Genomic DNA, 24,255 nt, shown 5'->3' with positions numbered 1-24,255 from the left:
CCTCACTGTTCTTGTGGGAGAGCCGATTGCGCCCGGTTTTTGAGCCGTTCGCTGATCCACTGGTCGATTTCCGCCGAATCCCAGCCAACCGCACGGATGCCAAGACGTAGCGCCTGTGGAAATTGGCCTTTCTTCATCAGGGAGTAGATGTGAGCGCGCTTGAAACCAGACTTCGCTTCGACTTCATCGAGCCGAAGAATACGGCGCTCACCCGGGTGCAATATCTGCGTTTGCGACATGATGGTCACTCCTTAACGCTCAGTGGCGTTTGTTGGCGTGACCTCTATTCAATAGACATGGCTGTGGAAGTACATTGCATATGCAGTTTCCGAGACTGCAAATACAAGCTGGACTTCCTCATCACATTGCATTACGTAAATTCCGTTTTGCACTGGCAAACTTACCGTTCAGCGTTCTTTCCGTGATGCCCATCGCACCTCCATGGTTAGCGACCATCGCGCTGACGATAGCCTCTTGTGTCCTGAAGCTGGAGTACGGCACTCCTGAAGGTGACTGACTGAGCATCAACTCAAGCATCCCTCCTATGATGTTGAGGTAAGTCGTCTCTGCGCGATCACTGATGGGGCATTGGTTGCAGGCGGGAATCACGGTGGATTGTTTCAGCAGCCCGTCATACCGTTCCTGCAGCTCCTGCATTTGTCGGCGGCACTGCATCAGGTCTGCCTTCAGGGCCTGCCGCTCAACCAGTAGTGCCTGGCCGGTTTCCAGGGTGATGACGGGATGCGCAATGCGTTCGCTGCGGCTGAAAAGAAATGCTGGTCGGTGCTCAGGGTAGTGGGTGCGCATCCAGCGTTTCAGGTCTATATGGCGAATAGTCAAATCCTGTTTATCAAGTAGTGATTCATCATTTAACGTGACGCCGTTCATGCCATACGGCAACTCCTGATTAATTAATGCATCGTATATGCGATCCAAACACAATCGAAGTTCGCTCCATCGAGGGCATTTAATATCCTGCGGCAACTCTCTTGGAGTTATCGTTGATGACAAAATTTCCTGCTTATACCGTAATAACCCAGCCCATCGTATAGCTGCCTCAATCGGTCGATAGAAAACCTTCGACATTGGCGGATCAGTATGCATGCATCAATCTCCTTGTGGGAGCGCTACATCACAGACTCCTCTGATGCCAACCAGCGTTGGCTTATCTACCAATTTGAGTCAGTGTTTCAGAAAAATCCAGGTCATCGCTCTGAAACGAAATTCCACATTCCTTTGAAGGCATGTGGCTATCACGCGCTCATTGTGTGAAAATGAAACTGCAGCACAGTTAAAAAACCTACCGACAGATAACTCAATAATCGTTTTCACACGTGAGCGTTATAGGTCTCAGGCACTTCATCAAGACTTATTGGGTCTTACATGTTTTGATGTATGTCTTACAGGTGGCTTGCCATCGCTTGCAATACGCCATGGGCAAAAGGTCGTAGAGGATAACTCGCCTGTAAGATCAGGCTGTAATGCTGATAGCCTGATATGGCAACGCCTTTAGTGTGCCCAAGAAGTTGTAAATAAGCAGAATGTGACGGTTTACACGTCAATGCTGCTCATATGCCTGTTGGGGATATCTACACGGTCTATTCAAGTCGCAAACATCTGCCGTCAAAGGTGCGGGTACTGATTAGTTTCCAGGCCGAGCGTCTCCCGAGCCCGGCCTGGAACACTTAGAGCCCACGGGGTCGGGCCTGGCGCAGATCAGAATGCTTGACCGGGCATTTCACTCCTATGCCTAGCAGTCGTGTTTGCACGTCGAGCAGATCTTCGTCAGTAGCCTGGGGGTGTACCCGCACCTCAATAATCGCTCGTGCGAAATCGAAATCGAGCACAAGGCCGCCAGCATCCTTTCTGCGGATCACTTTTTGGCCTTGCTCTATGCCTTTCTGCGACATGCATGCGGTGATTTGAGGGTTCAAATGCGATGGCTTATTACCGACGTAGACACCTATGCCTTCAAAGCCTGTGAGTATCGAGTAGTGGGTGAGATTGAAAACGACGCGGAACTCTTTCTCGGATTGAAATTTTGCATGCTTCACACGCAGCGGCTCATTCAGCGGACTAGCCTTTAGCTCATCGCTGTAAGTCACTGGATACCCATTTAAGGCCTGTTCCAGTGGTTCGGAAAACGCGCTCATCAGCTCCCATTCCGTGCTGATCAGGATGATGCCATCCTTGCCGAACTCCTCCCACATGGACTCGCTTTCTTCTGTTCCTAGGTACCAGCAACTCAGATAGTTTGTCTCGCGGCCTACCTTTTGCATGCCCAGCATGATCTTGTCGATATCGGTCAGTAATTTGGCATCCACGCCTTCAACATTCGCGGCGATGTGTTTAGCCAAAAATGTATGATCGGAGGTGCCTTCTTCTGTATCACTTTGATTCTGAGCCGCACTGACGTACAGGCCTTTATCAGCCAGAAGCCATTCGAGCTTCTGTTTCGAGAGGTACCGCATGATTTTCTGCATGGTTATTATTGTCCTTTGAACATCGAAGGCACGATGTGTTCTTGGTGAGGCGTGTGGATTTAGGTGGATATCAGCAGATGCCCTTGGACGGGTTTTTGACTAGCAACCTTGCTATCCGCTTCGATCTAGTCCATAATATAGTCCATCCTGTTAAGCGGGGTAACGAAAATTCTTTTTTAATCAAAGAGTTAGAGTCTCATCCAAGGACTCGTTTCCCGCTCCAATTCTTAAGCTGCAGACAGCCACCAACGTCTACGGCGCCTTGATTCCACAGGGTTTTATCCTTGTGGAGCATCCAGCGAAATCTGCTGAAATCCACTGTCAACCACGCCGGATCAGTACATAAATCAGTACACGAAATCCGGGTGGCTGGCAGTTCGTATTATTTCTAAATATCCCTCCCAAAAAGCGCGGTAGATATCTCCTTGTACTGGCGGATATGCATCTACGGCGTTTCTAGTGTTGACGGTTGTGCTCGTTGATCCACTGCGCCAGCCTTGTCATAACCGCTGCGGGCGCCGCTGTTCGTACTCTTCAACAATGGCTTATCAGGTGATCTTTCTTCGCCGGCTTGGCAATGGCGTCAAACCGTTGGGAGGGATCAAAGATGTTGAAAGGCCAAAAGCGGCGGCCGCTGTAAGTCCGGGCAAATCGGTGTGCGCCTGTGATGGCGGCGTGCCGGGCATTGCTTGAGATGACGTGCGAGCCTAAAGAGGCGCGACAAGCACAGGGTTCTTCATTCATTCAGATGATTTCTGGTCGATGGGCCATGAGTATCATCGCGCACAGTTTCTGCTGTTGCGCTCTCATCCCTGGGAATTGAATGACATGAAGACAATCATTGGCGCTGTGCTTTCATTGTGTTTTTCCGCAGGTGCGATGGCTGAGACCATCGATGTAGCCAGCGGCGCATGTGAACGGTTCTGCGATGCGCAGCGTCGGTATTGCCCCTCGGTCAGTGAGGCTGCTGCGGTGGCCGATCTGAAATCCCGTCACGCACGGTCGAATGCGATGGAGCGTTCGATGGACTTCGAGTTCTATGAGCGCGTCCGTCCGTTCGCGGCAACCGGCGTCATGGATGTTCCAACGAATACCAATATTGCTGCCAGCGAATTGGCACCTGCTCTTTGGGCAATGTGCGTCGGTGCCAAGGCAGGGTTGACCAGCCCGATGGTGGAGGTGAACGCCAAGGTATTCGAGGCTTGGAATACGCCAGCAGAGAAAAAACCAAAACCTTCCGCGCCCGCCCTGGCACAGGGACAGGGACAGGACGAGCAGGCCGATATCCTGGATGCCCAAAGCTATCAGCGCGAGGCTTCGGTCAAATACCGCGAGTCATTGGCCTATGTGCATGAGAAAGATCGTCAGGCGGGTAATGGCAAACGTAGCGATATCCGTGCGCCGGTCATCAAAAGTGATTGCATCAAGTTCAAGAACTGGGGAGCTGGAGTCTCTGCAGACGTGAAGCAGATCGTCAGTACCTGCAAGGTTCCTGTGGCCGTGCTGTATTGTTTCATCGAGCCCGACAAGGGGGAGCAGTGCGCTGATCCGTATCGTGGCTGGGGCCTGTCAGGCGTGATAGCGCGCGGCGGTAAGGTGCTGGCGGTCAGTCCGTCTGCTTCTGCGGGTAAGCGTTTGCAGGTTCGCTATTTCGTCTGTGACATGTCGAACCCCGAGCGAAGCTTTTGCGTCAGGCCCAAGTGATGTCTCACTACTGAACTGCTTGGCGACTGGCGTAATACCCCGCCTCCCGCGAGCGGGGTATTACGATTCAATCGTGCCGTTGGTCATACGCGATACGAGCCTGTTCAATAGTATTGAGGTTCTCTTCGGCCCATATCCACACGCCACAGAAGGCGGCTCCCAGCCCCAGTCCCAAATCGGTCAAGCGGTATTCGACCTTGGGCGGCACCACGGGATGCACGGTGCGGATCACCAGGCCCTCGCGCTCCATCTCGCGCAGTGTTTGCGTCAGCATCTTCTGGCTGATTCCGCTCACCTGCCTGGCCAACTGCGTGAAGCGCAATTCCCCGTGCGCTGCCAGCACCTCGAGAACGATCATGGTCCATTTGTCTGCAACCCTGCTGATTACCTCGGCGACCAGTGCTTCAACGCGTGGATCTGGCGCTTGCTCCTGGGCGAGTTTGTTGCGTACCTGGGCATGTTTGGCTGCATCGATGCTCATCCGACACTCTCCATCAGTAGATGAAACTCAAATCTAACCCGATGGTTAGTATGGCACTTTTGGGTTCCTACTTTCTAAAAGTGAGTGTCAATCCTATGCTGACGATCTTATTGATCTTCAGGAGTTGACGCTCATGTCCAACGGCATTTCATCCGCACCGCAAAATCCGCTTGGTATCGATGCGACAGCACAGCCCGGCATGCGGGCTCACAACAACACCATACTGATCACTGGCGGCGGCTCCGGTATTGGCCGCGAACTGGCCCTGCGGCTGAACGCGCTTGGCAATACAGTCATTGTGGCCGGTCGGCGCCTGCAAACCCTGCAGCAGGCTATTGCGGGCCGGCAGAATATGTACGCGATGGAGTTGGACACCGATGATCCGAGTGCGATCGAGGCGTTTGCGCGGCGCGTTATCGCCGAGCATCCGTCGCTGAATGTCCTTTTCAACAATGCCGGCATCATGCGCTACGACAATCTGGGCACGCACAGCGATTTGCGCGACGCTGAGGCTCAGATCAGTACGAATCTGCTGGGCCCCATCCGTCTTACCAACGCGCTGATCGAGCACCTTAAAAGCCAGCCTGCGCCGGCGATTCTCAATGTCTCTTCCGGGCTGGCCTTCGTCCCGCGCGCGGATGCAGCGATTTACAGCGCGACCAAGGCGGCCATCCACATCTATACGGTAGGCCTGCGCCATCAGCTCGCAGGGCGGGTGAAGGTCATGGAGCTGGTTGCGCCAGCGATTCAGACAGAACTCACGCCAGGCCAATCGGTGCGTGAAGGCTATATGCCGCTGGCCGCGTTCATCGATGAAGTCATGGCGCTGCTGGTTGAGCAGCCCGTGCCTGATGAGATCGTTGTGGAGCGCGCCCGGGTGCAGCGCTGGGCTGAGCGAGAAGGGCGCGTTGAACAGGTATTTGCACGAATCAATGCCACCGCGGCGCAGTAGCGCGTCTACAGGTCAATTGCAAAAAGGCCGAAGAACACTGTTCTTCGGCCTTTTTCGTCTATGCCCCACGTCTTTTCGGATGCCACGGCAGCGGCCCTGGCTTGAAAGGTCGTGGGCTACCTTGGGTGTGGCCGCGACGGGGCTGCTGTCGGCATTGCCAGTGGATCAGAAGAAGTACCTGACCGATGCGCCCAGCGTCGTCGAGGGTTGCGGTACGATGACCAGTCCGCTGCTGGTGCCATAGGCGACTTCCGTGCCGTAGCGGTGTGGCTGGAAGGTGCCGTATACGCTGAACTGATAGTCGGCATAGTCATAGGACGCGCGCAGGTCGTACCGGGTATAGACCGGCATTTCCTTTCTCTCGGTGCCCATGTAGTAGGGGATGCCGGTGAGGTGGTAGGCGTCGGCGTTGAGCGTCAGTTGACCTGCCATGAACGCATCGCGGTACTGAACGCCTGCCTTGTAGGTGTGCTCCGGTACGACCAGCCTGTCGCCGGTGCCGGCGGGCGGGTTGTCGATCACGGCATCGAGGATGCGGCCATAGCTGGCATAGGTGCTGACCGTGGATGTGGCCTGGTAGTTGAAGCTGGTCTCCACGCCTTTGCGTGTGGTGTCGCTGACCTGTTCGAAGACGCCAGGTGAGGTCTGCAGTGTCTCGCTGTCGTTCTGGATGTAGTAGAACTCGGTGGTGCTGGAGAAGCGTTCCGTCGGGCGCAGGGTGAAGCCGATGTCGTAGGAGGTCACCTTGCTGGGGCGTACGTTACCGTTGATCCGGCCGCCGGACTCGCTCGGCGGCAGTGCGCCGCTGTTGCCGGAGCTGATGTATTCCGCCGCGGGCGAGCGGAAACCCTGTGCGGCGTTGGTGAATACTTCGAGCTGTTCGACTGGTGTCCAGACCAGGCCGAATTTGGGTGTGGTGACCGAGCTGTGGTAACCGGTATCGGCATTGCGAAACTTCCGGTTGTCGATGTCGTAGTCGAAGCGGTCATAGCGCAGGCCCGCCAGCAATTTCAGCGAATCGACCGGTTTGTACTGACCCTGGGCGAATACGCCGTAGGTGATCAGGTCCATGTCGAAATCGAAGTAGTAGTTCTGCGTCGGTTCGAAGTTGCGGTATTGCTGGCGGTAGGCATCGCCCTTGTCGCGGCGGATGTCGGCCCCGATCATCAGCGCCGCCGCGTTTTCGTAGACGAAGTTGTAGGCCAGGCGACCGCCGTAGATGTCGCGGTCATCCTTGCCGTAGTTGTGGGTGCTGGTGCCGTTGGCGATACCACGCACGCGCTTGAAGTCTTCGAAGTAGGCGGTGTAGTACAGGCCTTCCTCGCCTTCGGCAGGGCTGCGGTTGAGGACGTAGGTATTGCGGTTGGCGTTGCCGAAGCCATACAGGTTGTCGGTGTCGCGGCGGCTGATCTTGCCGGCCTTGAGGGCTGGCAGGTTCAGGTAGCCATCGTTCTTGAAGTCCGACTGGTAGTGGCTGAAGCGGACCGAGTACCTGGCGTCATCGATGACCTTGGAGAGCTTCCAGAAGTAGTTGTCGCGATTGGTTTCCGCGGCCTTGCGGTAACCGTTGGTCTTGTAGATGTCTGCCACGAGCAGGGATTCGAAGCCCTCATGCTCGCCACTCAGGACCAGGTTGGCCCTGCGTCCATCGAAACTGGTGACTTCCAGGCCAATGCTCGAGGCCACGTCACCGCCGTCGAGTGTCTCGATGTTGACGGCGCCTGCGCGGTTCTGGTCGCCATACAGCGCGGAAACCGGACCCTTGATGACGTCGACGCGTTTGATCATCTGTGGTGTCAGCCATTCCATGAAGACCGGGCCGTGGCCAGCGCCACCCTGGCTCGACGGTATGTTCTGTGGTACGCCGTCGACATGCACGGCCACGTCGGCCCCGTGGGTGCCATTGGTGGTGAAGCCGCGCATGCGAAAGCCATTGCCGGTGTCGCCCTGGTCGATGTTGTTGGCGACCACGCCAGGCACGCGGCGATAGATATTGGAGATATCGCGGCCGACGTTGAGGGTGCGAATTTCTTCATCCGTGATCGTGGACACCGACGCGGGCAGGCTGTCAGGCGCGTTGCTGACCTTGTTGCGCGCCAGCGGCTTGATGGCCCCTGGATTGTTTCCCTTGCCAGTGACTTCGATCGTGCTCAGTTCGGTGATGCCGGCGGTCTCCGTTTCCGCCGCCGAAGCTGGTGCGCAGGCGACCATGCAAGCCAGTGCTGTGCTGCCAAGAATCCAATCCCTGCCGTGATGTGCAGATCTGTACATGAAGCAAAATTCCTCGAGTGTGTTGTGGGCGTGACGTTTTGTTATTTAAAGATATAACATATCAATTTGTGGCGTTCAGCGCAGCCTGTCCAGCGTTTCGGTTCGGGATTGAGTTGGCGCGCTGCTGGCTTTGTTCTACCCACACACGACATCAGGAAGGCATATGAAGCTTTTACTTTCACTCGCTGCTGCAATAGGGCTTCTGAGCGCGGGGGCCGCTTGTGCCCATGGCATCTGGATAGAGACGCGTCATGGCCATCTTGCCGTGGTCTACGGGCATGGCGCCGAGGATGACGCCTATGCGCCCGAGAAGATCAGGGGCGTGTGGGCCTATGATCCCGGCGGCAAGCCGGTGCCTGTCACCGTCGAGCGACTGAACGGCCATGCGCGTTTGCAGCCTTTGGCGCCACCTGCCGTGGTGACGGTTGCGCTGGACAACGGTGTCTGGAGCAAAGGTGAGGATGGGGTCTCCGTCAATGCGCCCATGACAGAGGTGCCAGGTGCGACCAGCGCCAGCCATAGCTACAAATACAGCCTGGCGATTCTGGCGCCGCACGCCCATATTCCCGAGCGACTGAAATTGGCGATGGTCATCCGCCCGTTGAAAGACCCGACGACCGTCGGGGCAGGCAATCCCCTGCCCGTGGAGGTGACGATCGATGGCAAGCCAGCGGCCGACATCGCCCTTTTCGATGATTACCGCGCAATGCCTGATGCCAGTGGTGTGAAGACCGATGCCCAGGGGCGCGCGAATATCGTCATCCGCAACGCCGGATTGAACATCATCGCGGCCCAGGCCAGGGTGCCGGCAGCCGGCGAGGAGGGTGTCTCCGAGCGTAGCCTGTTCACATCCCTGACCTTCATCGGTGAAGCCCACCAGCACTGAGCTGGCCTGCAGCGCCCGGTTTACCGGGCTTGTCAGGGCAATGCTGGGGTGTCGGTCCATTCTCAGGTCAGCGTGGCCAGGTCGGCAGCCTTGAAGCCCTCAAGTTCTCCGGTACGTCCTTCGCGTACTTTGTTGACCCATTGGGCATCGGAGATCAGCACGCGGCCCACTGCAATCAGGTCGAACTCGCCGCGCTCCAGGCGCCCGTTCAGGTCGCCCTGCAAATCCGTGGCTCCCGAGCCCTTGCCACCGAAGGCGCCGAAGAAGTCCTCAGCCAGGCCGACGGAGCCCACGCTGATGGTGGTTGCCCCGGTGAGTTTCTTGGCCCAGCCGGCAAGGTTCAGCCCGTGTTCACCGTCCAGTTCGGGGAACTCAGGCTCCCAGAAGCGGCGTTGCGAGCAGTGCAGTACGTCGACGCCGGCTTCCACCAGTGGCAGCAACCATGAGCTCAACTCGTCCGGGGTGTGAGCGTTGCGGGCGGTGTAGTCCTGTTGTTTCCACTGACTGATACGCAGCGCCAGGGGAAACTCATGGCCGACCGCCGCACGTACGGCGCGCACCGCCTCGGCGGCGAAGCGGGAGCGCTCGGCGATGGTTGCCCCGCCAAAGGCATCGCTGCGTTGATTGGTGCCGCTCCAGAAGAATTGGTCGATCAGGTAGCCATGGGCACCGTGCAGTTCGACGATGTCGAAGCCCAGTCGCTGCGCATCGGCTGCCGCGCGCGCAAAGGCGTCTACGGTGTCGGCGATATCCTCTTCGGTCATCGCTACGCCTCGCGGGTCGTTGGGGCCGACCAGGCCGGAAGGGCTCTCGACCGGCGTGTCAGGCACCCAGTCAGTGCCCATGCCGCGCGTCGATCCGGTGTGCCAGAGCTGCGGGCCTATGCGTCCGCCAGCGGCATGCACGGCTTCTGCAACCTGCTGCCAGCCGGCCAGCGCGGCCTCGCCGTGGAACAGGGGTACACCCGGTTCATTGCGCGAGGCGGGTCGGTCGATCACTGTCCCTTCGGTCAGGATCAGGCCCACGCCACCGAGCGCGCGTCGGCGGTAGTAGTCGGCGTGCGCGGTGCCGGGAACTCCATTGGGGGCCATTGCCCGGGTCATCGGCGCCATGACGAAGCGGTTGGGCAATGTGAGTCCGCGGATACTGATGGGGCTGAAAAGCACGTCATTGGACATATCGGTTTTCTCGCTGGGTTGAGTCGGTGGGGATGCGGCTGTTTCGGGTGCAATCACTCGTCGTCCAGGACGCGTACTGTGATCTCGGCGAATGCCTGGGGATACTGAAAGTGCGCTCCATGCCCTGAGTCTGCAACCTTCATTGCCAGCTACCGATCGCGTGAACATCAGGATGAGCCTGGGAATGGCCGCATGATGGATGTCGGTGGCGACCGACCAAGTGGGCTGATTCCGACCGCCTGACACAAAGTGTCGACAATCTCCCTTTTTCCCTCAATCCCCGCTGCCGGGCATATAGCCTGCCGCTGGCATTTATCTAATTGAAAATCATTGATGATAACTGGTGCTTGTCAGGTTTTATGCTGCCTGCAGGTGTGTTTTTCATATGTTTCAGCCCTGCCTATTAACCTAAGGTATTAGATGGATTGTCGACAATCTGCCTGGTTTGAAATTGACCTCACAGGTTCTAGTGGTTAGATTTCCCCCGAACTGTTTGTGGGTGTCGACAATCATGCTTGAGTTACCCGTAGAGCCCAGCCTGGATAGCGAAACACGTTCCGAACATGTGTTCCGGCAGATACAGGCGGCCATCGTCAAAGGGCATATCAAGCCGGGCAGCAAGATTTCCGAGCCCGAGCTGGCGCGCACCTACGGCATCAGCCGTGGCCCGCTGCGCGAGGCCATTCACCGCCTTGAAGGGCAGAAGCTGCTGGTGCGCGTACCGCATGTCGGGGCGCGGGTGGTTTCCCTGAGCCATGCCGAGCTGATCGAGCTGTACGAGATCCGCGAGTCGCTGGAAGGCATGGCCTGTCGCCTGGCGGCCGAGCGCATGAGCGAAGTGGATATCGACGAGTTGCGCCGCGTGCTGCGTGCCCACGAACGCGACGAGGCGTTTCTCGCCGGTGTCGGCTACTACCAGCAGGAAGGCGACTTCGACTTCCATTACAAGATCATCCAGGGCAGCGGCAACAGCACGCTGACGCAGATGCTCTGTGGCGAGCTGTACCAACTGGTGCGCATGTACCGCATCCAGTTTTCCTCGGTGCCCAATCGCCCCCGCCAGGCCTTCAACGAACACCACCGCATTCTCGATGCCATCGCCGACCGTGACGGCGAACTGGCCGAGTTGCTGATGCGCCGCCATATCGCGGCCTCCAAGCGCAATATCGAGCGCCATTTCGGTGTCGCTCACATCCAGAACCAACCAAAGAGAGGTGAGGCATGACCCTTCCTACAGCGGGCCAGCGTTTCCGTGACGCCCTGGCCAGTGAGTCGCCCTTGCAGGTGATCGGTGCCATCAACGCCAACCATGCGCTGCTGGCCAAACGCGCCGGTTTCAAGGCCATCTACCTGTCGGGCGGCGGTGTCGCCGCTGGCTCCCTCGGCTTGCCGGACCTGGGTATCAACACCCTGGACGACGTCCTCACGGACGTGCGTCGCATCACCGACGTCTGCGACCTGCCGCTGCTGGTGGATATCGACACCGGTTTCGGTCCGAGCGCCTTCAATATCGAGCGCACGGTGAAGAACCTGATCAAGGCCGGCGCCGCCGCCGCGCATATCGAGGACCAGGTTGGCGCCAAGCGTTGCGGTCACCGTCCGGGCAAGGAAATCGTTTCCGTCGAGGAGATGGTCGACCGCGTCAAGGCCGCCGCCGATGCCAAGACCGATCCGGCGTTCTTCCTGATCGCCCGTACCGATGCCATCCAGGCTGAAGGTGTGGATGCCGCCATCGAACGCTCGCTGAAGTACGTGGAGGCCGGTGCCGATGCCATCTTCGCCGAAGCCGCCTACGACCTGCCGACCTACAAGCGTTTCGTCGACGAATTGAATGTGCCGGTGCTGGCCAACATCACCGAGTTCGGCGCCACGCCGCTGTTCAGCCGCGAAGAGCTGGCCTCGGTCGGCGTTGCCATCCAGCTCTACCCGCTGTCGGCCTTCCGTGCGGCCAACAAAGCAGCGGAGGCGGTCTACACCGCCGTGCGCCGCGATGGCCACCAGAAAGAGGTGATCGACCTGATGCAAAGCCGTGCCGAGCTGTACGACCGCATCGGTTACCACGCCTTCGAGCAGAAGCTCGACGCACTGTTCGCCCAGAAGAAAAGCTGAACCGGGCGGGCACAGGTGGCAGTTGCCTGATCTGTCACCTCCGCCGGATTTCCTGTTTTGCACGATCCAGAATAAATCCAAGAAGGAGAAAGCAATGGCTGAAGCAAAAGTATTGAGTGGTGCTGGCCTGCGTGGCCAGATCGCTGGCGAGACCGCGCTCTGCACCGTCGGCAAGGAGGGCGCTGGCCTGACCTACCGTGGTTATGACGTGCGTGAGCTGGCGGCCAATTCGGACTTCGAAGAAGTGGCCTACCTGCTCTTTTACGGGGAGCTGCCGACTCGCCAGCAACTTGCCGACTACCAGCAAAAGCTCAAGACCAAGCGCGACCTGCCGGCTGCGCTGAAAGAGGTGCTGGAGCGCATCCCCGCCGATGCACACCCCATGGACGTGATGCGCACGGGGGCTTCGATGCTGGGTACCCTGGAGCCCGAGGAGTCCTTCGAGCAACAGCGAGAGGTGGCCGAGCGCCTGCTGGCGGTCTTCCCGGCGATCCTCTGCTACTGGTACCGCTTCACCCACGACGGTGTTCGCATCGACTGCACCAGCGACGAGAACACCATCGGTGGGCACTTCCTGCACCTGCTGCACGACAAGGCCCCGAGCGAACTGCACCGCAAGGTGATGAACGTCTCGCTGATCCTCTACGCCGAGCACGAGTTCAACGCCTCTACCTTCACCGGCCGCGTCTGCGCCTCGACGCTGAGCGACCTGTACTCCTGCGTCACCGGTTCCATCGGCTCGTTGCGCGGTCCGCTGCATGGCGGTGCCAACGAAGCCGCGATGGAGCTGATCGAGCGCTTCTCTTCCCCGGAAGAGGCGGTGACTGAACTGCTGGCGATGCTCGAGCGTAAGGACAAGATCATGGGCTTCGGCCACGCGATCTACCGCGAGTCCGACCCGCGCAACGAAGTGATCAAGCAGTGGGCGAAGAAGCTGGCCGACGAGGTGGGCGACACCGTGCTGTACCCGGTTTCCGAAGCCATCGACAAGACCATGTGGGAGCAGAAGAAGCTGTTCCCCAACGCCGACTTCTACCATGCCTCGGCTTACCACTTCATGGGGATCCCGACCAAGCTGTTCACGCCGATCTTCGTCTGCTCGCGTGTGACCGGCTGGACCTCCCATGTGTTCGAGCAACGCGCCAACAACCGCATCATCCGCCCCAGCGCCGACTACATCGGTGTGGAGCAGCGCAGCGTGCCGGAGATCGACAAGCGCTGAGTAAAAAGCAGAGAGGGGGCCGGGCGTGTGCCCAGGCCCTCCGATTCATACGTGTAATGACCTGATCGAGTTCCTGCCCAATGAACGCCGCAAACCGCAAGACCCTACCTGGAACCTCCCTGGACTATTTCGATGCCCGCGCCGCGGTCGATGCGATCCAGCCGGGCGCTTATGCCACGCTGCCGTACACCTCGCGCGTACTGGCGGAAAACCTGGTGCGCCGCTGCGATCCGGCGACCCTGACAGACTCGCTCAAGCAGTTGATCGAGCGTCGACGTGACCTGGACTTTCCGTGGTATCCGGCTCGCGTGGTCTGCCACGACATCCTTGGGCAGACCGCGCTGGTCGACCTGGCCGGCCTGCGCGACGCCATCGCGGAGAAGGGCGGTGACCCGGCCAAGGTCAACCCGGTGGTGCCGACCCAACTGATCGTCGACCACTCGCTGGCCGTCGAGCATGGTGGCTTCGAGAAGGATGCCTTCGAGAAGAACCGCGCCATCGAAGACCGCCGCAACGAAGACCGCTTCCACTTCATCGAGTGGACCAAGACCGCATTCAAGAACGTCGACGTGATCCCTGCCGGCAACGGCATCATGCACCAGATCAACCTGGAGAAAATGTCGCCGGTGATCCAGGCGCGCGATGGCGTGGCCTTTCCGGACACCTGCGTCGGCACCGACAGCCACACGCCGCACGTCGATGCGCTGGGCGTGATCGCCATCGGCGTTGGCGGCCTGGAGGCCGAGACGGTGATGCTGGGCCGTGCCTCGATGATGCGCCTGCCGGATATCGTCGGTGTCGAGCTGACCGGCAAGCGCCAGCCAGGCATCACCGCCACCGATATCGTGCTGGCGCTGACCGAATTCCTGCGCAAGGAGCGGGTGGTCGGTGCCTACGTCGAGTTCTTCGGCGAAGGGGCGGACAGCCTGTCCATCGGCGACCGCGCCACCATTTCCAACATGTGCCCCGAGTATGGCGCCACTGCCTCGATGTTCTACATCGACCAGCAGACCATCGACTACCTGAAGCTGACCGGCCGCGAGCCGGAACAGGTCGCGCTGGTCGAGAACTACGCCAAGACCACCGGCCTGTGGGCCGATGCGCTGAAAACCGCCGAGTACGAGCGGGTGCTGACGTTCGACCTGTCCAGTGTCGTGCGCAACATGGCCGGCCCGTCCAACCCGCACCGTCGCCTGCCGACCTCCGCCCTGCACGAGCGCGGCATCGCCGACGAGGCCAAGCTGGAGGCCGCCAGGGCCGAAGAAGCCCAGGGGCTGATGCCCGATGGCGCGGTGATCATCGCCGCCATCACCAGTTGCACCAACACCTCCAACCCGCGCAACGTGGTCGCCGCCGGCCTACTGGCGAAAAAGGCCAACGCGCTGGGACTGGTGCGCAAGCCGTGGGTCAAGACTTCCTTCGCGCCGGGCTCCAAGGTCGCCAAGCTGTACCTGGAAGAGGCGGGCCTGCTGTCGGAGCTGGAAGCGCTGGGCTTCGGCATCGTCGCCTATGCCTGCACCACCTGTAACGGTATGTCCGGCGCGCTGGACCCGGTCATCCAGCAGGAAATCATCGACCGTGACCTGTATGCCACGGCGGTGCTGTCCGGCAACCGCAACTTCGACGGTCGCATCCACCCGTACGCCAAACAGGCTTTCCTGGCGTCGCCGCCGCTGGTGGTGGCCTATGCCATCGCCGGGACCGTGCGCTTCGACATCGAGCAGGACGTGCTGGGCCATGATGCTCAGGGCAACCCGATCACCCTGAAGGACCTGTGGCCGAGCGACGAGGAAATCGACGCCATCGTCGCCGCCAGCGTCAAGCCCGAGCAGTTCAAGCAGATCTATATCCCGATGTTCGACCTCGGCACCATCGAGGAAGCGGAAAGCCCGCTGTACGACTGGCGCCCGCAATCCACCTACATCCGTCGTCCGCCTTACTGGGAGGGCGCGCTGGCCGGCGAGCGCACGCTCAAGGGCATGCTGCCGCTGGCGGTGTTGCCGGACAACATCACCACCGATCACCTGTCGCCGTCCAACGCGATCCTGATGGACAGCGCCGCCGGTGAGTACCTGCACAAGATGGGTCTGCCGGAAGAGGACTTCAACTCCTACGCGACCCACCGTGGCGACCACCTGACCGCGCAGCGCGCCACCTTCGCCAACCCGAAACTGTTCAACGAAATGGTGTTGAACGAGGACGGCAGCGTGAAGCAGGGCTCGCTGGCTCGCGTCGAGCCGGAAGGCCAGGTCATGCGCATGTGGGAAGCCATCGAAACCTACATGAACCGCAAGCAGCCGCTGATCATCGTCGCCGGTGCCGACTACGGCCAGGGCTCGTCCCGCGACTGGGCCGCCAAGGGCGTGCGCCTGGCCGGTGTGGAAGCGATCGCCGCCGAGGGCTTCGAGCGTATCCACCGTACCAACCTGATTGGCATGGGCGTGTTGCCGCTGGAGTTCAAACCGGGCACCACGCGCAAGACCCTGGGCCTGGACGGCACCGAGACCTACGACGTGGTCGGCGAGCGCAAGCCGCGTACCGACCTGACCCTGGTCATCCGTCGTCGTAACGGTGAAACCCTGGAAGTGCCGATGACCTGCCGTCTGGACACCGCCGAGGAAGTTTCGGTCTACGAGGCCGGTGGCGTGCTGCAACGCTTCGCCCAGGACTTCCTCGAAGGCAAGGCCTGATAGCAGACGTTTCCCCTCCCGCGAGGGGGCGTAGGGTGCGCCGAGCGCACCGGGGCGGGCCTTCCCGGCAGCCTTGGTGCGCATGGTTCACCTTGCCACGGTGCCCCGCGTTTCGTTTTTGAGCGTCATGTTTCTCAACCCAGGAGCAAGCAATGCCCCACGCAGCTCAAGTCAAGATTCCCGCCACTTATATCCGTGGCGGCACCAGCAAGGGCGTGTTCTTCCGCCTGCAGGACCTGCCGCACAGCTGCCAGGTGCCTGGCGCAGCCCGTGACCGCCTGTTCCAGCGCGTCATCGGCAGCCCCGATCCGTACGCGGCGCATATCGACGGCATGGGTGGCGCCACCTCCAGCACCAGCAAGTGCGTGATTCTGTCGAAGAGCACCCAGCCGGAGCATGACGTCGACTACCTGTATGGCCAGGTTTCCATCGACAAGGCGTTCGTCGACTGGTCCGGCAATTGCGGCAACCTGTCCACGGCTGCCGGTGCCTTCGCCATCCACGCCGGGCTGGTCGATCCGTCACGCATTCCCGAGAACGGCGTGTGCGTGGTGCGTATCTGGCAGGCCAACATCGGCAAGACCATCATCGCCCATGTGCCCGTGACGGCGGGGCAGGTGCAGGAAACCGGTGATTTCGAGCTGGATGGCGTGACCTTCCCGGCAGCCGAGATCGTGCTGGAGTTCCTCGATCCGTCCGACGATGGCGAGGAGGGCGGCTCGATGTTCCCCACCGGCAACCTGGTCGACGACCTCGAGGTGCCGGGTGTCGGTACCTTCAAGGCGACCATGATCACCGCCGGCATTCCCACGGTGTTCGTCAATGCTGCCGACATCGGCTACAGCGGTACCGAACTGCGCGAAGCCATTAATGGCGACCCGGTGGCGCTGGCGCGTTTCGAGAAAATCCGCGTTGCCGGCGCGTTGCGCATGGGGCTGATCAAGACCCCCGAAGAAGCCGCGACCCGCCAGCACACGCCGAAGATCGCCTTCGTTGCGCCGGCCAGGGACTACATCGCCTCCAGCGGCAAGACCATCGCCGCCGGTGATATCGACCTGCTGGTGCGTGCCCTGTCCATGGGCAAGCTGCACCACGCCATGATGGGCACCGCTGCGGTGGCCATCGGCACGGCGGCCGCGATTCCCGGCACCCTGGTCAACCTGGCGGCAGGCGGCGGTGAGCGCAGCGCAGTCCGTTTCGGTCATCCCTCCGGCTCCCTGCGTGTCGGTGCCGAAGCCCGGCAGGTGGACGGCGAGTGGGCAGTGACCAAGGCCATCATGAGCCGCAGCGCCCGCATCCTGATGGAAGGCTGGGTGCGCGTGCCAGGGGATGCGTTCTAAGTGAGTGGGTAGGATGGGTTGAGCTGCAAACGTAGGGTGCGCCGCGCGCACCTGGGTGGCGACTCAATCGTCTCCAGAACGCGTAGCGCACCCTATGCCACGTGCAAGTCATTCATAAGAAGCCCGCCCCACCCGGAGGCAGGGCCAGCCAGCCTGAAGACTGAGGACAACTTTCCAACCCTTCATACGAGAGGATTGCAAGATGAGTTCCAATGTCGACCTTAACAATCGCCCCGACTACGATCAGGTGATTCAGGACATCGCCGATTACGTTCTCGACTACGAGATCGTCTCCCGCGAAGCCTGGGACACCGCGCGCAACTGCCTGATCGATACCCTCGGTTGCGGCCTGCTCGCCCTGCGTTTCCCGGAGTGCACCAAGCATCTCGGGCCGCTGGTCGAGGGCACGCAGGTGCCCCATGGGGCCAGGGTGCCGGGCACCAGTTTCCGTCTCGACCCGGTCAAGGCAGCCTGGGATATCGGCGCCATCGTGCGCTGGCTGGACTACAACGACACCTGGCTGGCCGCTGAGTGGGGCCATCCCTCCGATAACCTCGGGGCCATTCTGGCCATCACCGATCACCTGTCGCAGAAGCGCGTGGCCCAGGGCGAAGCGCCGCTGACGATGCGCGACGTACTCGAAGCGATGATCAAGGCCCACGAGATCCAGGGTGTGTTCGCCCTGGAGAACTCGTTCAACCGCGTCGGGCTCGACCATGTATTCCTGGTCAAGCTGGCATCCACGGCGGTCAGTGCCAAGCTGCTGGGGGCGAACCGCGAACAGATACTGTCGGCGCTGTCGCATGCCTTCGCCGATGGTCAGTCGCTGCGTACCTACCGCCATGCGCCGAACGCCGGGTCGCGCAAGTCCTGGGCGGCGGGCGATGCCTCCAGCCGTGGCTTGCGCCTGGCGGATATCGCCCTGCGCGGCGAAATGGGCATTCCGGGTGTGCTGACGGCGCCGCAGTGGGGCTTCTACGACGTGTCCTTCAGCCACACCAACAAGGACCTGGCGACCAAGCCGCAGGCCCAGCGCCAGTTCAGCTTCCCGCAGCCGTTCGGCCACTATGTGATGGAGAACGTGCTGTTCAAGATCAGCTTCCCCGCCGAATTCCATGCACAGACCGCTGCGGAGGCCGCTGTCATCCTGCACCCGCAGGTCAAGGATCGGCTGGAAGAGATCGAGAAGATCGTCATCACCACCCATGAATCGGCGATCCGCATCATTTCCAAGGTGGGACCGCTGGCCAATGCCGCCGACCGCGACCATTGCATCCAGTACATGAGCGTGGTGCCGCTGATCTTCGGCAACCTGGTGGCCGAGCACTATGAGGATGACTTCCATGCTGGCAACCCGTTGATCGACCACCTGCGGGACAAGATCGAAATCGTCGAAGACCCGCGCTACACCCGGGAATACCTGGAAGACGACAAACGTTCGATCGCCAATGCCATCCAGGTGTTCTTCACCGATGGCAGCAGCACCGAGAAGGTCGCGGTGGAATACCCCATCGGTCATCGTCGCCGCCGGGTCGAAGGGATTCCGCTGCTGGAGGAGAAGTTCAAGGCGAACCTGGCGACACGCTTCGCGCCGCAGCGCTGCACGGCGATTTTCGAATTGGCCAGGGATCAGGCGCGGCTGGAGGCCACGCCGGTGCATAAATTCGTCGATCTGCTGGTGATCTGACGGTTTAGGCAGTGTAAGAAAGCGGCAGGTTCTGAGTCGAGCCTGCCGCTCCAGCATTATTTGAGACGGCGCTCGACGCCTTTCTCGACGAGGATCTTGGCGGAAATCTCTTCCACCGAGAAATGCGTGGAGTTGAGGTACGGAATGTTTTCGCGGCGGAACAGGCTTTCCACTTCGCGGACCTCGAACTCGCACTGGGCGAAGCTCGAGTAGCGGCTGTTGGGCTTGCGCTCGTTGCGGATGGCGGCCAGGCGATCGGGGTCGATGGTCAGGCCGAACAGTTTGTCGCGGTATTGCTTGAGGGTCGCCGGCAGTTGCAGGCGCTCCATGTCCTCTTCGGTCAGAGGGTAGTTGGCGGCACGGATGCCGTATTGCATGGCCATGTACAGGCAGGAGGGCGTTTTGCCGCACCTGGATACACCGACCAGGATCAGGTCGGCCTTGTCATAATGTCGCGTGCGCGCGCCGTCGTCGTTGTCGAGGGCGAAGTTGACCGCGTCGATCCGCTCCATGTAGCTGGTGTTGTGGGCGATGGAGTGGGATTTGCCCACGGAATAGGAGGAGCGCGAGCTCAGCTCGCTTTCCAGCGGAGCGAGGAAGGACGAGAAAATATCGATCATGAAACCGTCGGATTCGGCGAGGATATCGCGGATTTCCTGGTTCACCAGCGTATCGAAAATGATCGGACGGACACCGTCCTTTTCCGCTGCCGCGTTGATTTGCTGTACCATTGCCCGCGCTTTTTCCGCAGTATCGATGTAGGGGCGCGTCAGCTTGATGAAGCTGATGTTCTCGAATTGCGCGAGCAGGCTCTGGCCTAGGGTTTCGGCAGTGATGCCGGTGCCGTCGGAGATGAAAAAGGCGGTTCGTTTCATGGGCTGCGGCCTTGAGTGAAGGGCGTTTCGGCAGGTTTTGCCGAGCGTCGAATGGCGGGCATTGTCACTTATTTTGCGGGGCCAGGTCACTGTCGGCGACATGGCTCGGATCGAGATTCCAACATGACTGGAGAGATCACCTTGGTAGAGTACGTAGTTTCCCTCGATAAGCTCGGCAACCACGATGTCGAGCACGTAGGGGGCAAGAACGCCTCGCTGGGCGAGATGATCAGCAACCTCGCCGGTGCCGGTGTTTCCGTACCGGGCGGTTTCGCCACCACGGCCCAGGCCTACCGTGACTTCCTCGAGCAGAGCGGTCTCAATGACCGTATCCATGCGATCCTGGACGCCCTGGATGTCGACGACGTCAATGCCCTGGCCAAGGCTGGCGCACAGATTCGCCAGTGGGTGATGGACGCCGAACTGCCGGCACGCCTCGATGCCGATATCCGCACCGCCTTCGCCGAGATGAGCGGCGGCAACGACAACATGGCGGTGGCCGTGCGCTCCTCGGCCACCGCCGAAGACCTGCCGGATGCTTCCTTCGCCGGCCAGCAGGAAACCTTCCTCAACATCCGTGGCGTGGACAACGTGATCCGCGCTGCCAAGGAAGTCTTCGCCTCGCTGTTCAACGACCGTGCCATCGCCTACCGCGTGCATCAGGGCTTCGACCACAAGCTGGTCGCCCTGTCCGCCGGTGTGCAGCGCATGGTGCGCTCCGAAACCGGTACCGCCGGGGTGATGTTCACCCTGGACACCGAGTCGGGCTTCCGTGACGTGGTGTTCATCACCGGTGCCTACGGTCTCGGCGAGACCGTGGTGCAGGGCGCGGTCAACCCTGACGAATTCTATGTGCACAAGCACACGCTGGAGGCCGGTCGCCCGGCGATCCTGCGCCGCAACCTGGGCAGCAAGGCGATCAAGATGGTCTATGGCGAAGAAGCCAAGGCCGGCAAGTCGGTCAAGACCGTCGAAGTCGATCCCGCCGAGCGTGCGCGTTTCTGCCTGAGCGACGAAGAAGTCAGCAACCTGGCCCGCCAGGCGCTGATCATCGAGAAACACTATGGCCGCCCGATGGACATCGAGTGGGCCAAGGACGGTGACGACGGCCAGCTCTATATCGTCCAGGCGCGTCCGGAAACCGTTAAGAGTCGTAGCAACATCAATGTGATGGAGCGCTACCTGCTCAAGGAAAAAGGCACCGTACTGGTGGAAGGCCGCGCCATCGGCCAGCGTATCGGTTCCGGCCCGGTCAAGGTGATCCACAGCGTCGCCGAGATGGACCAGGTGCAGCCAGGCGACGTACTCGTCTCCGACATGACCGACCCGGACTGGGAACCGGTGATGAAGCGCGCCAGCGCCATCGTCACCAACCGTGGCGGGCGTACCTGCCACGCGGCGATCATCGCCCGCGAGCTGGGCATCCCGGCAGTGGTCGGTTGCGGCAACGCCACCGAGCTGCTGAAGGACGGCCAGCGCGTCACCGTGACCTGCGCCGAGGGTGATACCGGCCTGATCTTCGAAGGCGAACTGGGCTTCGACATCCGTCAGAACTCCATCGACGCCATGCCTGAACTGCCGTTCAAGATCATGATGAACGTCGGCAACCCCGACCGTGCCTTCGACTTCGCGCAACTGCCCAACGCCGGTGTCGGCCTGGCGCGCCTGGAGTTCATCATCAACCGCATGATCGGCGTGCACCCCAAGGCGCTGCTGAACTTCGCCGGGCTGCCGGCCGAGGTCAAGAGCAGCGTCGAGAAGCGCATCGCCGGCTATGACGATCCGGTCAATTTCTACGTCGAGAAGCTGGTCGAGGGCGTCAGCACCCTGGCCGCCGCGTTCTGGCCGAAGAAGGTCATCGTGCGCCTGTCGGACTTCAAGTCCAACGAATACGCCAACCTGATCGGCGGCAAGCTCTACGAGCCGGAAGAAGAGAACCCGATGCTCGGCTTCCGTGGCGCCTCTCGCTACATCAGCGAATCCTTCCGCGATTGCTTCGAGCTGGAATGCCGGGCGATGAAGAAGGTCCGCGACGTCATGGGCCTGACCAACGTCGAGCTGATGGTGCCTTTCGTGCGCACCCTGGGCGAAGCCTCCCAGGTCGTCGACCTGCTGGCCAAGTACGGCCTCAAGCGTGGCGAGAACGGCCTGCGGGTCATCATGATGTGCGAGCTGCCGTCCAACGCGCTGCTGGCCGACGAGTTCCTCGAGTTCTTCGACGGTTTCTCCATCGGCTCCAACGACATGACCCAGCTGGCGCTGGGTCTGGACCGCGACTCCGGCATCATTGCCCACCTGTTCGACGAACGTAACCCGGCGGTGAAGAAGCTGCTGGCCAGCGCCATCCAGGCGTGCAACAAGGCCGGCAAGTACATCGGCATCTGTGGCCAGGGGCCTTCCGATCACCCGGACCTGGCCAAGTGGCTGATGGAGCAGGGCATCGAAAGTGTTTCGCTGAACCCCGACTCCGTGCTCGACACCTGGTTCTTCCTGGCTGACGCGCAGATCTGATACGCCTAGACTGGGTGCGTTCACATGACGCGCCCGCGACAGGTTCCAGACGTGTACTGACGAAGGGCGGATGATTCCGCCCTTTTTCTTTTGGGCAGGCTTGCAAGCGTCCAGGGTGCGGCTGACAATGCAAGTCGTTTTCATTAACTGCTCAAGTGTCTGTCATGCCGTCGGATGATCCAGCCCTGCACAGTGCCGTCACCAGTCTCTACACCGAGCACCACCGTTGGCTGCGAGGCTGGCTGCGCAAGCGGCTGGGCAGCGTCAGCGATGCCGACGACGTTTCCCAGGACACCTTCCTGCGCATCATCCGCAAGCGCAACGCGCTGGATATCCGCGAGCCCAGGCATTACCTGTCGGTGGTGGCCAAGGGCATCATGCTCGACCTGTTCCGCCGGCGCACGCTGGAGCAGAGCTACCTTGACGTGCTCGCCAGCCTGCCCGAAGAGCAGGTGCCCTCGCTGGAGGAGCAGGCGCTGCTGTTCGAGGCGCTGGTTGAGATCGACCACATGTTGCAAGGGTTGGGGCCGAAGGTCCGCCAGGTGTTCATCCTCTCTCAGGTCGAAGGCCTGACCTATGCGCGCATTGCCGAAGAACTGGGGATTTCCCTGCGCACGGTGAACAACCACATGGCCAAGGCCATGGAGCACTGCTGTCTGATGCAGCTGGGTCTATGAGTCGCCTGGAGACGGATATCTCCGAGCAGGAGCGTGACGCCATCCGCGCCGCCGCAGGCTGGTATGCACGCCTGTCCTCGGGCGTGCCCAGCCCGGCGGACGAGGCCGAATGGGCACTCTGGCATGCCGCCGATCCGCTGCACCAGCAGGCCTGGCAGCGTATACAAGCGGTGCGTGAGCAGGTCGGGCGGGTGCCTGTCCGGATCGCACGTGACACCCTGCGCCCGCGCTCCACTCATCCATCGCGCCGCGAGCTGCTGGGGTTCGCCGTGCTGCTGGGCGGGGCGGCTTGGCTGGGTTGGCGCAGCGATTACCGGCAGGCCTGGCAGGCGGACTACCGCAGTGCCGTTGGGGAGCGGCAAACCCATCGACTGGCGGATGGCTCCCGTCTGCTGCTCAATACCGGTACGGCGCTGGACGTGCATTTCGATCCACAGCAGCGGCTGTTGCGACTGCTACGCGGTGAAATCCTGGTCGAGACCGCCGCCGATACCTTGCAGCGGCCCTTCCTGGTCGACACGCCCCATGGCCGGGTGCAGGCGCTGGGTACGCGCTTTACCGTCCGCACCGACGAGCAGGGCAGCGAAGTCATCGTCCTGCAGAGTGCGGTGCTGGTTACCCCACTCCAGGGCAGCGCACAGCGTGTGGAAGCCGGGCAGACCGGTCGTTTCGATGACCGGGGCCTGGCTCCTGTGCAGCGCAATGCGCCGGGTGTGGCGGCCTGGCAGCAGGGCAGTCTGGTGGTGGTCGACCGTCCGTTGCATGAGGTGCTGGCCGAGCTGTCGCGCTATCGCACCGGCATCCTGCGTTGCGATCCGGCCATCGCCGACCTGAACGTCTCCGGCGCTTTCCCCATCGATGACACCGACCTGGCGCTGGCGGCGCTGGAGAGTGGGCTTGGGTTGACGGTCGTCAGGCGCACGCGCTATTGGGTGACGCTGACCCAGGAGCGGGGGTAGGGTGGGTCGCAGTCGATATCGAAGTGACTCAGGGGAAAAGCTCACTCCGTCGCTCCCGCGCAGGCGGGAGCCCAGGTGCGCGGACTCATGATCGATGAATTTTTCCTACGGTCCCTGGCATTTACACAGGAGCGATGTCCCGAAGGCTTGCGTGCCATGTCCAGGGCACAGCAGGACCACAAATGAAAATTGGCGCTTTGCCTCTGCGCATTCGATCAATTGCAAAATAA

General features: G+C 60.7%; 20 protein-coding genes. 12 read left to right on the top strand and 8 right to left on the bottom strand.

All coding sequences use genetic code 11. The features are described 5' to 3' along the window. Positions 1 to 2: 2 nt before the first annotated feature. The 4 genes from HW090_RS02055 to HW090_RS02040 all read right to left on the bottom strand — a co-directional run bounded on the left by HW090_RS02055 (position 3) and on the right by HW090_RS02040 (position 3,227). Entirely contained in the window at positions 3 to 239 is a 237-nt protein-coding gene (locus HW090_RS02055; protein ID WP_179111915.1) for an AlpA family transcriptional regulator, read from the bottom strand. Positions 240 to 360: 121 nt separating this feature from the next. Next, complete coding sequence (locus HW090_RS02050) at positions 361 to 1,104, bottom strand: hypothetical protein (RefSeq protein WP_179111914.1); 744 nt, start codon at positions 1,102 to 1,104, stop codon at positions 361 to 363. A 581-nt stretch (positions 1,105 to 1,685) separates the two neighbouring features. Then, a complete protein-coding gene (locus HW090_RS02045; protein WP_179111913.1) occupies positions 1,686 to 2,483 on the bottom strand; it encodes a hypothetical protein in 798 nt (265 codons plus the stop codon). A 534-nt stretch (positions 2,484 to 3,017) separates the two neighbouring features. Then, the gene (locus HW090_RS02040) at positions 3,018 to 3,227 is read right to left on the bottom strand and encodes a hypothetical protein (RefSeq protein ID WP_179111912.1); all 210 of its coding nucleotides are present in this window, start codon (positions 3,225 to 3,227) and stop codon (positions 3,018 to 3,020) included. An 84-nt stretch (positions 3,228 to 3,311) separates the two neighbouring features. Here HW090_RS02040 and HW090_RS02035 point away from each other — a divergent pair, with 84 nt between their 5' ends. Next, positions 3,312 to 4,187 carry a hypothetical protein gene (locus tag HW090_RS02035; RefSeq protein ID WP_179111911.1) on the top strand — a complete coding sequence of 292 codons (876 nt, stop codon included), beginning with the start codon at positions 3,312 to 3,314 and terminating at the stop codon, positions 4,185 to 4,187. A 67-nt stretch (positions 4,188 to 4,254) separates the two neighbouring features. Here HW090_RS02035 and HW090_RS02030 read toward each other — a convergent pair whose 3' ends face one another. Continuing rightward, positions 4,255 to 4,668: a helix-turn-helix domain-containing protein gene (locus HW090_RS02030; RefSeq protein WP_179111910.1), complete on the bottom strand. Its 414-nt coding sequence runs from the start codon at positions 4,666 to 4,668 to the stop codon at positions 4,255 to 4,257. Positions 4,669 to 4,801: 133 nt separating this feature from the next. Between HW090_RS02030 and HW090_RS02025 the strand changes: the two genes are divergently transcribed. Next, positions 4,802 to 5,620, top strand: coding sequence for an SDR family oxidoreductase (locus tag HW090_RS02025; RefSeq protein WP_256930721.1), 819 nt, complete (start codon positions 4,802 to 4,804; stop codon positions 5,618 to 5,620). A 165-nt stretch (positions 5,621 to 5,785) separates the two neighbouring features. Here HW090_RS02025 and HW090_RS02020 read toward each other — a convergent pair whose 3' ends face one another. Further along, positions 5,786 to 7,891, bottom strand: a complete 2,106-nt coding sequence (locus tag HW090_RS02020) for a TonB-dependent receptor (protein ID WP_218673556.1) — start codon at positions 7,889 to 7,891, stop codon at positions 5,786 to 5,788. A gap of 163 nt (positions 7,892 to 8,054) precedes the next feature. On the opposite strand from HW090_RS02020, the gene HW090_RS02015 reads away from it, so the two are divergent. Beyond that, entirely contained in the window at positions 8,055 to 8,777 is a 723-nt protein-coding gene (locus HW090_RS02015) for a DUF4198 domain-containing protein (protein ID WP_179111909.1), read from the top strand. Positions 8,778 to 8,839: 62 nt separating this feature from the next. Here HW090_RS02015 and HW090_RS02010 read toward each other — a convergent pair whose 3' ends face one another. Beyond that, on the bottom strand, positions 8,840 to 9,955 hold the full coding sequence (locus tag HW090_RS02010; protein ID WP_179111908.1) for an NADH:flavin oxidoreductase: 1,116 nt from the start codon (positions 9,953 to 9,955) through the stop codon (positions 8,840 to 8,842). Between the two features lie 511 nt (positions 9,956 to 10,466). On the opposite strand from HW090_RS02010, the gene HW090_RS02005 reads away from it, so the two are divergent. From HW090_RS02005 to prpD, 6 genes are all read left to right on the top strand, one after another. Beyond that, on the top strand, positions 10,467 to 11,180 hold the full coding sequence (locus HW090_RS02005) for a GntR family transcriptional regulator (protein WP_179111907.1): 714 nt from the start codon (positions 10,467 to 10,469) through the stop codon (positions 11,178 to 11,180). Next, positions 11,177 to 12,064: a methylisocitrate lyase gene (gene prpB / locus HW090_RS02000; protein ID WP_179111906.1), complete on the top strand. Its 888-nt coding sequence runs from the start codon at positions 11,177 to 11,179 to the stop codon at positions 12,062 to 12,064. Before HW090_RS02005 ends, prpB begins: the two co-directional genes overlap by 4 nt. A gap of 94 nt (positions 12,065 to 12,158) precedes the next feature. Beyond that, complete coding sequence (gene prpC, locus HW090_RS01995) at positions 12,159 to 13,286, top strand: 2-methylcitrate synthase (RefSeq protein WP_179111905.1); 1,128 nt, start codon at positions 12,159 to 12,161, stop codon at positions 13,284 to 13,286. A gap of 80 nt (positions 13,287 to 13,366) precedes the next feature. Beyond that, positions 13,367 to 15,976 (top strand): Fe/S-dependent 2-methylisocitrate dehydratase AcnD, encoded by a 2,610-nt coding sequence (acnD, locus tag HW090_RS01990; RefSeq protein ID WP_179111904.1) that lies wholly within the window; start codon positions 13,367 to 13,369, stop codon positions 15,974 to 15,976. Positions 15,977 to 16,128: 152 nt separating this feature from the next. Further along, positions 16,129 to 17,316, top strand: coding sequence for a 2-methylaconitate cis-trans isomerase PrpF (gene prpF / locus HW090_RS01985; RefSeq protein WP_179111903.1), 1,188 nt, complete (start codon positions 16,129 to 16,131; stop codon positions 17,314 to 17,316). A 202-nt stretch (positions 17,317 to 17,518) separates the two neighbouring features. Further along, a complete protein-coding gene (gene prpD, locus HW090_RS01980) occupies positions 17,519 to 19,003 on the top strand; it encodes a 2-methylcitrate dehydratase (RefSeq protein ID WP_179111902.1) in 1,485 nt (494 codons plus the stop codon). 56 nt (positions 19,004 to 19,059) lie between these two features. On the opposite strand, the gene HW090_RS01975 is transcribed toward prpD, so the two are convergent. After that, positions 19,060 to 19,878: a pyruvate, water dikinase regulatory protein gene (locus tag HW090_RS01975; protein ID WP_179111901.1), complete on the bottom strand. Its 819-nt coding sequence runs from the start codon at positions 19,876 to 19,878 to the stop codon at positions 19,060 to 19,062. Between the two features lie 141 nt (positions 19,879 to 20,019). Here HW090_RS01975 and ppsA point away from each other — a divergent pair, with 141 nt between their 5' ends. The 3 genes from ppsA to HW090_RS01960 all read left to right on the top strand — a co-directional run bounded on the left by ppsA (position 20,020) and on the right by HW090_RS01960 (position 24,025). Beyond that, positions 20,020 to 22,389 (top strand): phosphoenolpyruvate synthase, encoded by a 2,370-nt coding sequence (gene ppsA / locus HW090_RS01970; protein WP_179114791.1) that lies wholly within the window; start codon positions 20,020 to 20,022, stop codon positions 22,387 to 22,389. Positions 22,390 to 22,553: 164 nt separating this feature from the next. Next, the gene (locus HW090_RS01965) at positions 22,554 to 23,066 is read left to right on the top strand and encodes a sigma-70 family RNA polymerase sigma factor (RefSeq protein WP_179111900.1); all 513 of its coding nucleotides are present in this window, start codon (positions 22,554 to 22,556) and stop codon (positions 23,064 to 23,066) included. Next, positions 23,063 to 24,025, top strand: a complete 963-nt coding sequence (locus HW090_RS01960) for a FecR domain-containing protein (protein WP_179111899.1) — start codon at positions 23,063 to 23,065, stop codon at positions 24,023 to 24,025. The genes HW090_RS01965 and HW090_RS01960 overlap by 4 nt, the downstream gene beginning before the upstream one ends. The last annotated feature ends 230 nt before the right edge of the window (positions 24,026 to 24,255 follow it).

Source organism: Pseudomonas sp. ABC1 (genome assembly GCF_013395055.1).
Lineage (GTDB): Bacteria > Pseudomonadota > Gammaproteobacteria > Pseudomonadales > Pseudomonadaceae > Stutzerimonas.
The sequence above is the reverse complement of the archived record's forward strand: the minus strand, read 5'-3'. Positions and strand labels throughout refer to the sequence as shown.